This is a genomic window from Bacillus sp. 1735sda2, assembly GCF_024159245.1.
GTDB lineage: Bacteria > Bacillota > Bacilli > Bacillales > Bacillaceae > Bacillus > Bacillus pumilus_O.
On record NZ_JAMYWZ010000001.1, the window covers coordinates 3,151,358 to 3,164,209 of the forward strand.

10 protein-coding genes and 1 pseudogene are annotated in these 12,852 nt (G+C 43.5%); 4 read left to right on the plus strand and 7 right to left on the minus strand.

Annotation, left to right across the window (positions count from 1 at the left end):
* Window positions 1–6: 6 nt before the first annotated feature.
* Together NKR21_RS16595 and NKR21_RS16600 are read right to left on the minus strand one after the other, a co-directional pair.
* Window positions 7–1,380, minus strand: a complete 1,374-nt coding sequence (locus tag NKR21_RS16595) for a bifunctional metallophosphatase/5'-nucleotidase (RefSeq protein WP_144456406.1) — start codon at window positions 1,378–1,380, stop codon at window positions 7–9.
* Between the two features lie 63 nt (window positions 1,381–1,443).
* Complete coding sequence (locus tag NKR21_RS16600) at window positions 1,444–2,295, minus strand: DUF72 domain-containing protein (RefSeq protein ID WP_144456408.1); 852 nt, start codon at window positions 2,293–2,295, stop codon at window positions 1,444–1,446.
* Between the two features lie 318 nt (window positions 2,296–2,613).
* Between NKR21_RS16600 and NKR21_RS16605 the strand changes: the two genes are divergently transcribed.
* Complete coding sequence (locus NKR21_RS16605) at window positions 2,614–3,774, plus strand: PucR family transcriptional regulator (protein WP_144456410.1); 1,161 nt, start codon at window positions 2,614–2,616, stop codon at window positions 3,772–3,774.
* Between the two features lie 64 nt (window positions 3,775–3,838).
* Entirely contained in the window at window positions 3,839–4,999 is a 1,161-nt protein-coding gene (locus tag NKR21_RS16610; RefSeq protein WP_144456412.1) for an oxalate decarboxylase family bicupin, read from the plus strand.
* 51 nt (window positions 5,000–5,050) lie between these two features.
* Here NKR21_RS16610 and NKR21_RS16615 read toward each other — a convergent pair.
* Window positions 5,051–6,244 (minus strand): annotated as a pseudogene (locus NKR21_RS16615) (MFS transporter); the annotation flags it as partial.
* A gap of 157 nt (window positions 6,245–6,401) precedes the next feature.
* Window positions 6,402–7,637 carry a pyridoxal-phosphate-dependent aminotransferase family protein gene (locus NKR21_RS16620; protein WP_144456416.1) on the minus strand — a complete coding sequence of 412 codons (1,236 nt, stop codon included), beginning with the start codon at window positions 7,635–7,637 and terminating at the stop codon, window positions 6,402–6,404.
* A gap of 169 nt (window positions 7,638–7,806) precedes the next feature.
* Between NKR21_RS16620 and NKR21_RS16625 the strand changes: the two genes are divergently transcribed.
* Together NKR21_RS16625 and NKR21_RS16630 are read left to right on the plus strand one after the other, a co-directional pair.
* Window positions 7,807–8,685: an endonuclease I family protein gene (locus tag NKR21_RS16625; RefSeq protein WP_144456418.1), complete on the plus strand. Its 879-nt coding sequence runs from the start codon at window positions 7,807–7,809 to the stop codon at window positions 8,683–8,685.
* 117 nt (window positions 8,686–8,802) lie between these two features.
* Window positions 8,803–9,953 (plus strand): IS3 family transposase gene (locus NKR21_RS16630; RefSeq protein WP_119124387.1). Its coding sequence is split into 2 segments (ribosomal slippage): window positions 8,803–9,076 and window positions 9,076–9,953, totalling 1,152 coding nucleotides; the frame shifts between segments, so codons are not numbered across the junction.
* A gap of 32 nt (window positions 9,954–9,985) precedes the next feature.
* On the opposite strand, the gene NKR21_RS16635 is transcribed toward NKR21_RS16630, so the two are convergent.
* From NKR21_RS16635 to NKR21_RS16645, 3 genes are read right to left on the minus strand one after another with little or no spacing between them, the layout of a single operon-like run.
* On the minus strand, window positions 9,986–10,732 hold the full coding sequence (locus NKR21_RS16635) for an IucA/IucC family C-terminal-domain containing protein (RefSeq protein ID WP_144457157.1): 747 nt from the start codon (window positions 10,730–10,732) through the stop codon (window positions 9,986–9,988).
* A 21-nt stretch (window positions 10,733–10,753) separates the two neighbouring features.
* Entirely contained in the window at window positions 10,754–11,791 is a 1,038-nt protein-coding gene (locus tag NKR21_RS16640; RefSeq protein WP_144457155.1) for a FecCD family ABC transporter permease, read from the minus strand.
* Complete coding sequence (locus NKR21_RS16645) at window positions 11,784–12,800, minus strand: FecCD family ABC transporter permease (protein ID WP_144457153.1); 1,017 nt, start codon at window positions 12,798–12,800, stop codon at window positions 11,784–11,786. The genes NKR21_RS16640 and NKR21_RS16645 overlap by 8 nt, the downstream gene beginning before the upstream one ends.
* Window positions 12,801–12,852 lie beyond the last annotated feature (52 nt).

A 12,852-nucleotide genomic window follows, 5' to 3' on the forward strand; every position in this document is an offset into this window, starting at 1 on the left:
CGGATTTCATGTGGCTTCCTTCAGACGCCAAGTAAGGACATCACGTAAAAATTCCGGCATGAAATATTCAATGTGTTCATGGTCACGAATATGAGGAAATAGAGAGCCTAATGTATACATATCGACTGTGCCAATTGTATAGGAAGCATCTTTATTGATCAATTGATCATGCACAAAAACATCCTTCACCCGTTTGGTTTCGCCTTCTTCTACTGTATAAGTGAGGCCGCTATACAGCATTTTCCCCATCAGTTCCCCTCTAAAGCCAAAGCCCTTGATGCGCAGCTGTTCCATTTTTTCTTCACATGCACGCCGAACGGTTTCGATGAGCTGTTGACCGGTAAGCGTCACACGAATAGGGTTAATGGGATGTGGGCAGATTCGGTGGACTTCTTCTCTTGTCACAATTCCTGCTTCTAATGAATCCAGCACCATTCCTGCATTCATCATGCTAATATCTGCTCCGCACCAATCTTTAATGGCATCTGTTAAGAGCTGCGGAAGCGGAGATGCATCAAACCACTTCGTTTCTAATCTTGACTCAATCTCTGTTACTTTTTCCTGCATGAGGGCTTTCGCTCTTCTCTCTGCTTGTTGTAAGGTAGTGATCGCTTCATCTGATTCACTGATCAGCTGATCCACTGACTGCACCGTTGCTTTTTTCTCGATTAACTCTTTGCTTGCTGTATCAATGGTCAGCTCGACACAGCCAATATAATGCCCATACTTTTCAGCGCATGCAAGCAGCACTCCATTGTCCATTTCACCCTGTTCTAACAAGTGATGCGTATGTGAACCTAGAATCATATCGATGTCAGGAAAATCACGGGCAACCTCCCGATCATGGATGATACCTAGATGGGATAAGAGCACAATGACATCCGCTTGTCCCTTCACTTCCTGCAACATGTCCCGTATGCTGTCAAACGGATCTGTAATCTCCCAGCCTAGCTTTTCATAGACAGGTGTATACGCAATGGTCACACCTAAGAGACATATTTTCAGTCCATTTTCCATTTGGATCATATGATAAGGCTTTGCCCACGATGGCCTTTTGCCTTTCTCAAATAAATTAGACAGGATCACTGGAAATTGTGCATGCTCGTACAATTGATCGAGCTGATCATGAGGCAGCGTAATGCCTTCATTATTCCCAATCGTGACTCCGTCATAGCCAAGTTGATTGAGAAGCTTGACGTTTACCTTTCCATAATCAGCTTCTGACACAAGGTTCACCCTGTCCATATGGTCACCAATATCAAACAAGAGCATCTGATCGTGAACTTGACGCTTTTCTTCAATATAAGCTGCGATTTTTGGCCAGTTCTCAAAGTGGCTGTGCAAGTCGTTTGTATGATATATCCATAGCTTCTGCAGCATGTTGATCTCTCCCTCAAGTTGTCACTGAACCGTCTCATTCAGGTTGAAAGCCGCAGCTCTCATTTAACTAAATAAATCTAACTGCTTCGGAGAAAGGCTCGAATACGTAATATCCAGCAAATCAATCATCTGCTGACCATTCGCCGCTGCATCTCCGCCGGAGTTATTATTAAACACGACATAGACATCTTTTGATTGCTGATGCAGAATGTCGAGATTCTTTTTCCACTCTTTTAATTCAGCTTCATTATATAAATATAAATATCGCACTTCTCGCCAATTCTCATGATCTGCTGGGTGAAGCCAGCCCTGTTTATTTCTCCCGTGAAAACGAACCAATGTTTTATCACGGTGCGTAGCTTGTATGACGGGCGGAATGGAGCCTTCTCCTACTTGCGGCTCATCACAGACAGAATGAATCCATCCTTCTTTTTCCATAAAGGACAAGGTCTGCTCATAAAATTCCTCTGAGAACCATGTGCGGTTACGGAATTCGAGGGCACATGGAATGTCACCCATCTTCTCTTTACACCATCTTAAATAGAGGACGTGCTCTTTTTTGCAATCAAACCATGGTGGAAATTGAAACAGAACCATGGCTAGTTTCCCTTCACGAATCAGCGGAGTCAATGAAAGAATAAATGCGTCAAACATCTCTTCCTTTGAAGCAAACGGAATTTCGCCTCTCTGATGACCGGTCATCCCTTGATATGCCTTTACAACAAATTGAAAGGTATTTGGCGTATCCTTGATCCACTTTTCATGATTACGTTCAGGCTGAACGGCATAAAAGCTGGCATCCAGCTCCACAATGGGAAACGTAGACGAATAGTGAAACAGCTTTTGCGCGCTGCCGATTTTCGGCGGATAAAGACTGTCATGGTCACCCCAGCCAGTTAATCCGATATAAATCATGTTTCTCACCTCTTGCCACTTTCATGTATAGACGGCTTCCTCACATGAAAGCCTTTTTCTCTTGTCATACCCATCTTTCTAAAAGAAATTCTTCTGTCTACAACATATCATATTTGCCGATAATTCTGAATGAAGATGACTGATGGTGCGTGATTTTATCATGAGTTCTGTTTGTTTGTCATATTAATTGACAACATTCTATCTAAAATGATGTGAGCTGATAACATACTATATATCAGAGAAATGAACAGTGATTGTCCATTTATTGATTCATCTTCACCAAGAGCTATAGTTTTCAATAAAGGAGACTTAGTGGGTATGAACATAGACGATAACCAATTTGAAGCATTGCAAAAAATCGCTGAAAGGATTCACAAGCCTGTCTATTTGTGTAACCAGCATGGGCGTCTTCTCTACAACTCGCACATCATCATCACGAGCCCTGATTGGATTCGCATTCTCCCCTTTTTCCAAAGCAGGACACCCCATTATTTTTCGATAATAGATACGAAGCAAACCTTTTCTGTTTTTTCGATCGATCTAAACGAACAAACATATGAGTATGTGGTCATCCCATCGTTCATTCTTCCGCTTGATGAAACACTGCAAGTCATCATTGGACAAGCAATACACGATATTTCGATTGCGCGAATGAGGCAATATACTGCCCAGCAAACGGCCAAGCTTGCCAGAAACGAAGGGTTTCGCAGATGGATAGAGGGTGCATCGTCTTCTCAGCAAGACGATGCACACATTGCGAAGTCGTTTGGATTAAATGTAGATAGCAGCTATCTATGTATGATCTGTCAGCTTGATCCGTATCATGAGAACACTCATTTTTTAGAGCAGCAACTGATGATAGAACAAGTCGTTGATCTGCTCGACAGCGCACTTCCACACTCTACTTTCCCTTCCTTTTTATTCGTCAAAGGGGATATGGTCATTGTCTTAATGGAAGAGACGGGCAATTGGTCAGAGATGAGTGAAAAACTCCTTTCTTTTTTGAAACAAATGCAGATACTCGTTAGCATACAAGTGAATCACACCATTTCCTTTGGCGCGAGCTTGACTAGTTGTCGCATCACCCATCTGTCTGAGGGCTACAGTGAAGCATTAGAAGCGCTTCAAGCCGGGCATCTCTCGGCACAGTCCGAATATATTCAGTTCTACCAAGCAAAGGATGTGCCAGATTTATTAAAGCTTATTCCAAGAAAGGATTTAGTCACGTTTCACCAGATGCACCTTCACCCGTTATATGAAGCTGGTCAAAACCTCCTCCACACCATATCTGTCTATTTAGAAACGCATTGCCACATTTCAGAAACAGCGAAACGTTTGTCTATTCATCGCAACACGGTCATTTATCGATTAGAAAAGTGTGAAGAGTTGCTTCGAATCTGCTTAAAAGACCCTGAAGTCACATTAAGGCTGCGTTTAGCATTACGTATTCAAATGATTCTTTCCCCCCATCCTGATTGAATGTTTTCACCCGAAGCTTCATATAGTTTGGAGGAGAAATGTGATACAAAAGGAGGGATAATCAATGGATGATGAGCTGCGTCACATCCCGCAGCCAATTCGAGAGGATGGTGCAGGTGCAACCGATCTAGGCCCACGGGACGTCCTTCGAGATATCGAGAATCCGGATATGCTTGTTCCACCTAAAACAGATGCCGGAACCATTCCCAACTTAAAATTTTCATATTCCGATACACATATGCATTTGAATCATGGCGGCTGGTCAAGAGAAATTACGAAGCGAGAGCTACCTGTTTCCACAACGATTGCAGGTGTCAACATGCGGCTGACTCGGGGCGGAGTGCGAGAGCTTCATTGGCACAAGCAGGCTGAATGGGCGTATATGATTTTAGGGAAAGCCCGCATCACCTCTGTAGATGCAGAAGGGCGAAATATGATCGCTGATGTAGCAGAAGGAGATTTATGGTATTTCCCCCCAGGTATTCCGCACTCCATTCAAGGACTTGAGGACGGGTGTGAATTTCTTTTAGTCTTTGATGATGGTGCTTTTTCTGAATTTGATACGTTCACCATCACAGACTGGTTTGCCCATACACCGAAACACATTCTCTCCGAAAATTTTGGCGTTCCTGAGAAGCTGTTTGACCATATTCCGAATAAACAGCGCTACATGTTTCAAGGCTCTCCGCCAGCATCATTAGAAAGCCAAACGGTATCTGATCCATACGGAAGCATTGAGCCGCCATTTACGTACCAGCTGCTTCGCCAAAAACCGCTGACGACCTCTGGGGGAACTGTCCGTATTGTCGATTCACGAAACTTCCCTGTTTCAAAAACCATTGCAGCTGCGCTTGTTGAAGTAAAGCCTGGCGGCATGAGAGAAATGCACTGGCACCCTAATAATGATGAGTGGCAATACTATTTAACCGGTACAGCCAAAATGACGGTCTTTGGAGCCGGGGGCACTGCCCGCACCTTTAATTACAGAGCAGGTGATGTCGGATATGTTCCCTTTGGTATGGGACATTACATCCAAAATACCGGTCAAACGAGCCTTTGGTTTTTAGAAATGTTTAAAAGTGATCGCTTTGCAGATATTTCATTGAATCAGTGGATGGCCTTAACTCCTCATCAATTAGTGAAAGAGCATTTGCATGTAGATGATGCCATGATTCGTGCGCTTCATAAAGAAAAATCACCTGTCGTGACATATAAAAGGGCATGACCATCAAAAAACCGATCCATCTGTGCTGATCGGTTTTTTGATAATTGAATTTTAGGAAATCACAGAACGCTGCTGGACTTTTTTCCCCCACAGGATGGATGCAATGAAGCTTATGCACAGCACGAATGTACCGAACATAAAAGGAAACTCGATATTCACATCAAATAAAATCCCCGCAAGACTCGGTCCAACAATATTGGCAAGGCTCATAAAAGATGTATTGAGACCGCCTGCTACTCCTTGCTGATTACCTGCCATTTTCGACAGCAATGTGTTGAGGGCTGGACGAACAAATGATGTCGCCGACAAAAATAAAATAGAGCCTGCGAAAATCAGCCAAAAGGATGGCGCAACCCGGCAGACGATGAGCATCAAAGCCGCACCTAGCAGTGCATAACGTACGACGGACATTTCACCAAATCGTTTCACACAGGCATTCACCAACGCACCTTGGACAAGCACGCCAGCAAGGCCCGCAACCGTAATCACAAACGCAATATCTTTCGGTGTAAATCCATGTTTTTGGTCTACATATAAGCCGAAAATCGATTCAAAGTGAATGATGCCAAAATTGAGGACAAACGCCAATATAAACAAAAAACCGTAGGATGTCTTTAAAACTTGCATCATTTGTACAAACGGGTTGAAATGAATGTCTTTGTTTAGCCGCGCCTCTTCCTGCTTTTCCTTTGTTAATGTTTCAGGTAAGAACAGGATGGACAATAGGGTAGAAAGAGCGGCAAAGGAACCTGCGATGAGAAAAGGAAAAGCAATCCCATACTCCACCAAATAGCCGCCTACGCCAGGTCCAATGACAAAGCCTAACGTCATCGCAGCACTAAATAGCCCCATTCCTTTCCCTCGATCCTTCTCACTTGTGATATCAGCGATGTATGCAAACATGGCTGGCATGAGTAAAGCTCCGGCAGCACCGCCTAAAAACCGAGACACAAACAGCATCCAAAGCTGATCAGCAAATGCAAAAATAAACTGGGCAATTGTAAAGCCTGCGATCCCAGCAATGATCAATTTTCTACGTCCAAATCGATCGGTCAGTGCGCCTGCGACCGGTGATAAAGCAAATTGCGTGAGACCTGTTGCAGCGACAAGAAAACCGAGTGTTTTTCCTGTTGCGCCAAAAGCTTCAATGTAACTTGGCATGACAGGGACAATAAGGCCAAAGCCAAGCATGGCAATAAAAATATTGAGCATTAAAATATATAATCTGCCCATTTTCTTCATATCAAAAAACCTCTTTCTGCTAAATAAATGAAAATGATGACAAAAATGATCAGAACTTCTTCAGTATAGCGATATCACTATCTATAAGTCTAGTTTTTCAAAATTTAGTTTTCTTTTCCAAATAAAAAAATACCCGCAAATAGCGAGTATTCTTATGACATTATTCACCTTGTTCATAGATAGAAAGAGCCGCCTGAAGCCCTGCGCCGCAATGGATGGATGCACCGTGTTTGATTAGAATTGCTTCTAGCCCTGCTAACACAAAGAGCACATTTTCTTTTCGGCAGCTATAGCCCATTGTGCCAATTCTCCATATACGTCCGGCTAGCGGTCCAAAGGAGCTGGCAATTTCAATGCCAAAATGCTTAAGCAGATCGAAACGTACCGCTTCTCCATCTATATCACTTGGAATCTCAATACATGTCACAACTGGCATTTTACAACGTGGATCACCGAACAATTCAAGTCCCATCGCTTCAAGACCTTTCATCAAGGCTTTCTCGTGATATGCATGCCTTTTGAAACGCTCAGACAGACCTTCTTCCAGCACAACACGAACCCCTTCACGAAGTGCATAGAGCATTGTTGTCGCTTCTGTATGGTGATTTAATCGCCTAGGGCTCCAATAATCCTGAAGCTGGCTAAGGTCAAAGTAATTGCTTTTGATTGGAGAAATATCCATTTGCTCCTGCAATTCATCCTGTGTTGCAATTCCCTTTTCCACTTTCTTTCTCGATTCAACGACTGCTGCCACCCGGTCATTATACGTGATAGGAGACATACCTGATGGAACCGACAAGCACTTCTGCGTACCGCCAATGGCTGCATCAATCTTCCATTCGTCCACTTTCACCTCGGCCCCGCCAATGGTTGCTACAGCGTCTACTATGAACAACGCATCCAGTTCTCGGCACGCTTCACCAATTTGCTCAAGCGGCTGCAATCGTCCTGTGGATGTTTCACCATGGACCATCGCAACGATTTTAGGTCTCACCTGTTTCATTTCCTGAATGATATCACTAGGGTCAAAAACCGTTCCCCATTCACATTCCATTGTATGTACATCAGCCCCATAACGCTGTCCTATTTCAATGAGAAGATGACCGAACCGGCCAAAGACAGGCACAAGCATCGAATCACCCGGCTCAATGACACTGGCAAGCACAGCTTCTAGCCCTGAACGAGATGTGCCGTCAATCGGAAAAGCCCATTCATTTTCTGTTTGGAAAAGGGATCGCAATAAGGTCATCGTCTCATTCATGATCTGTGTAAATGCTGGATCAAATTGACCGAGAATAGGCGTACTCATTACACGGAGCACCCTTGGATCTACTTCAACAGGTCCTGGTGTCATAATTGTTCTTGAAGGTATTTGCAGTTCTTTCACGTTATCCATCCTTTCCCTTGCTGTCATCCTATATGCCCACTTATACCGTAATGCTGATAAAATAGCAATCTCTTTTCCTACGAATTCATTACATAAAATTTACGATAAATCCATTTATTTCTTTCTGACAATATGATAGAAATAAAGAGAATACATTCCCTATCAAGGAGGAAATCGAATGAAGAGAACCTTATTTGGAACTGTGGCTGCCGGTATCATGATATTCGGTACGTTAGCCGCTCCGCTACCGCAAGCTGCGAATGCTCAAAGCTTGACTCTGAATGAACCGAGCCAAACGATCTCATTTTCCCCGTTACAGCTTCAAAACGAAACATCTGCACAGCAAGCGAAAACTACCGCTTCAAGTCAAATCGATTCCTATTATCAATCTGCTAATGGCAAATCAGGACCCGCTCTCAAGAAAGCTTTACACGATATTATTGATGATCATAAGCAGCTATCCTACAGCCAGGTTTGGGATGCCTTAAAGAAAACGGATGAAGATCCAAAAAATCCAAACAACGTGCTCTTACTCTATAGCGGTGTCTCTCGCTCAAAGCAATCAAATGGCGGTAATGTCGGCCAGTGGAACCGGGAGCATGTGTGGGCTAAGTCACACGGAAATTTTGGGACAAGCCAAGGCCCAGGTACAGACCTCCATCATCTGCGGGCAACAGACGTACAAACGAATAGCACTCGTGGAAATTTAGATTTTGATATGGGCGGAAATGAATACAAGGGAGCACCAGGCAATTTCTACGATAGCGATTCATTCGAACCTCATAGCCGGGTGAAAGGGGATGTGGCAAGAATGCTCTTTTATATGGCGGTGAGATACGAAGGTGAGGACCGCTTTCCTGATTTAGAATTAAACGACAAAGTGAATAATGGCAGCGCCCCTCTTCACGGTAAAATGTCTGTACTTCTCAAGTGGCACAAACAAGACCCTGTCGATCAAATCGAACGGAACCGCAACGAGATCATTTATCAAACATATCAGAACAACCGCAATCCCTTTATCGATCATCCAGAATGGGCAAGTGAGATTTGGGAATAAAAAAAAGGCACTGCTATGAACAGGAACTGACCCCATAAGATGAGACAAATAAAAAACACCTTCAAGTTTGAAAAAGGATCGTTGTGATCCGAAATAAAACATGGAGGTGTTTTTTCTATGGGGACAAGAGTGAGTTATCCGGTTGAAGTCAAACAGAAGGCTGTGGAAATGAGGTTGGCAGGCGTACCTATGAAAGAGATCATGCAGAAATTGAATATCAAGAATAAGACGCAGGTTCAGACATGGGTGAGATGGCATAAAGCTGGGGATACACACAGGTTCGAACAACCTGTTGGAAAACAATATACCTATGGAAAGGGTCCCGAGTACTCTTCTGAATTAGAGAGACTACAGGCAGAAAATCGCTATTTGAGTCAACAGAATGAAGTTTTAAAAAAGTACAACGAATTGGAAAGGAAGTTGATAAGGAAACGTCAATCAAACTCGTAGAAGAATTGTGCAAAACGATGACGGTACAGGACATCTGTGTCCATTTAGGTATCTTACGTACTTCGTATTATAGATGGAAAAAGGATTTGACTCAGACTCATTCTAAAAGACAACTAGAGAAACAGGTCGGCACGTTGTGCCGAAAGCACAAATATCGATATGGTTATCGGAAAATCACAGCCATACTAAAAATGAGAATGCGTATTAACCATAAAACTGTTCAACGTATCATGCAGAAAAACCAGTGGCAATGCCGGGTTAAAATGAAAAAGCGTAAGAAGAATGGGCAGCCTTATGCCGTAGCCGGTAATATACTGGATCGGAATTTTCAGTCTGATCGCCCTCTTGAAAAATTAGTAACGGACATCACGTATTTGCCTTATGGACAGAAACAATTGTACCTTTCCAGTATATTGGATTTATATAATGGAGAAGTGATTGCTTTTACGATTGGTGATAAGCAGGACACAGACTTTATCTTAAACACACTTAATCAGCTCCCAGCACTGCCTGAGAATTGCGTGTTACATAGCGATCAAGGTTCTGTGTATACATCTTACGAGTATCAAAAAGCTGTTCATATAAAAGGCATTACCATGAGCATGTCCCGTAAAGGGACGCCCGCTGATAATGCCTCCATCGAATCGTTTCATTCCTCACTAAAGTCTGAAACGTTCTATCTTAACAGGATTGATCGTACTACGACCACCATCGTAGAACGCACTGTCAAAGAATACATTTATTATTATAACAACATTCGTATTCAAACGAAACTAAACAACCAATCACCGATAAACTATCGGCAATTGGCTGTATAAAGGTGTTTTGATTCCTGTCTCAAAAACGGGGGTCAGTCCCAACAGGCAGTGCCTTTCTTTTTATCAAGCGGACACACAAGACAATAATCGAGACTCTCCGATTTTTTCTCGAGCTTATAATACATACAGCAAGTCTTTCGATTGGATGTTTCTAGTAAACTGTCATCTAAGTTTAAGCTGTGATGAAATGGATTTTGTTTTGCTCCGAATACATCACCCGCTGCTTGCTTCAGATACAGATAGTCCTCTCGCACGCGCTGCTTCACCGCAGGATCTTCAGCCTCCCGCATCATGCTGCGATAAAGAGAATTGATACGAACTGCTATATTTCCCCATAAAATGGTATATGGGAGCCTTGACGTGCGCTTCAGTACATCTAAAAGAGGTGTAACACACTCCGTAAACAGCGCATGTACAACCTGCTCTCTCCATTCATTCCGATCTCCTTCTAATGGAACAAACGAACACAATGACTCATCAATTTCAATTTTCCGATCCTCTCTAAATGCACATGCTGCTGGTGAAAACTGATAGACACCGTCATACAGCGTCATCAAATATAAAGAGGAACTGACGGCTAAATAGGCATACCGCTTTGAAAACATAGAAGCTGCTACCGCAAGATTGGGTGCATGCATCGCTTCTTTTTCAGCTTCTAATAAACGCAGGACAGATGCTTCTGAAAAAAGCGCAGCAAGTGTGCGATCAGATATCATTGGTCCATTTGTGATGTGTACGCCGAAATCAAGTAATTCTCTCTCCACCCACTCTGGCCTCATATCAAAACCTCCATCTTTTGTTTATCGATTTCTCTGCTGGTATAACAAATAAATAAAGAACGGTGCCCCAATTGCAGCTGTGAATACACCTGCTGGTACATCTAATGGTAGAAAAGCCGTTCTAGCGACTAAATCTGCGAGCATCACGAGAATACTCCCAACAAGCGCAGATGCCGGGACCAGCGCAATGAAGGAACGGCCGATGATCATCCGTGCAACATGCGGCGCCATCAGTCCAACAAATTCAATACCGCCAGCAAAGGCAACGGCAATCCCTGCCAATGTCACACTCATCAGTAGAAAGAATAGCCTTTTTGCCTGCACTTTCACCCCAAGCCCTGTTGCAAGATCATCCCCAAGCTCCTTCACATTCATCGTTCTTGATAACACCATGACAATCGGTAAAATGATCATGATCCAAGGAAGCATCGACATGACGTCCTTCATCGTAGAACCATATAAACTGCCTGTCAGCCAAATATATGATTTTGTCGTCGTCATCGTATCACTAAGAACTAGAGTAAACGTCACACACGCCTTCATGATGGCAGAAATCCCGATGCCCATGAGGACAAGTGTGATCGGCTTCACCCCTTTTTTCCATGAAAGCAAATAAATCAGACACGAGACAGCAAAAGCTCCTGCAATCGCCCATAAGGATTGATACGCAATAGGTACAGTGCCCATCCAAAAAACAATAAACATAATCGCACCGAACGAAGCACCACTCGTAATCCCAATGATGTCAGGCGATGCAAGCGGATTGCGGATTAATCCTTGCAAAATAAGCCCTGATACCGCAAGCGCGGCCCCCACTAAGACAGCCAGCAATGTTCTTGGAATTCTCAGTGTATTGAGCACAAAGGTATTTCCCTCTCCTTGACCGATTAAATGAAGAAGCACATCCATAGGCGAAATAAACCGGCTACCCATACAGAGACTGAGAATAAATAATCCAAAAGCAATGGCCGTCAATAAAAGTAAAATCAAAAACGTCCGCTTTGAAAATTGAAATGAAATGCGCCCGCCCTTTGAACGCACTGTATATGTTTTAGCCACCTGTCTTCAACCCCTTGCGCACGAGATAAACAAATAGAGGCGCTCCTGCTACCGCCGTCATGACACCAATCGGTACTTCCTGCGGCATGATCAAAAAACGAGCCGCAAGGTCTGCGACAAGTAAAAGAGACGCCCCCACTACGGCACAATACGGCAGTACCCAGCGGTGGTCAGGTCCGACAAGCTTTTTCACAATATGCGGCACTAGAAAACCAACAAATCCAATCGATCCTGCGACAGCGACGGAGCCACCCGCTAAAAAGACGACGAGAACTCCCATCGTGATTTTCAGCATCAGCGTACGCTGACCAAGTCCCTTCGCAATATCATCTCCTGACAAAAGGACATTGATGGAGCGTCCAAGAAGCAGCGCCACAACTGTCGCACCTAAAATATAAGGCAAAACAGGGAGCAGCATATCAATGCTTCTACCAGACACTGAACCCGCCATCCAGAACAGAATGCTTTGAATTGATTGTTCATTTACAATCAAAAGACCTTGTGTAAAAGACGCAAACAGTGCAGATATCGCCGCACCTGCAAGGACAATTTTGACCGGTGTCAATCCATCTCTTCCAATGGAGCCCAAAAGAAAAACAAGCATCCCTGCAATTGCCGCACCTAAAAAGGCTGTCCACATATAGCCTGTTAATGACTCTGTTGAAAAGAAGACAATTGAAATGACGATAAAAAATAGTCCACCTGCATTAATTCCTAACAAATCTGGCGCTGCAAGCGGATTTCTCGTTAATGCCTGCATCAATGCACCTGAGATGGCTAGACTTGATCCAACAACCGTTGCAATTAAAGCTCTTGATAATCTGGATGTCATGACAATGACTCTGTTTGGATCCGATTCATCAAAATGAAGAAACGCATGGATGGTGGCTTTGAGGGAAATCGAGGTTTGCCCAAGAGAAATGCTGAGCATAAAAAAGACCAACATCAATACGACGAATCCAGCAAAAAGCAGCGCCTTGCTCGAATCTTTTTTTAATAAACTTCTCATCTGATTCCCGCTTTCAATCTGTTATGGAAAAAGGAGAAAATGGTTTTTCACA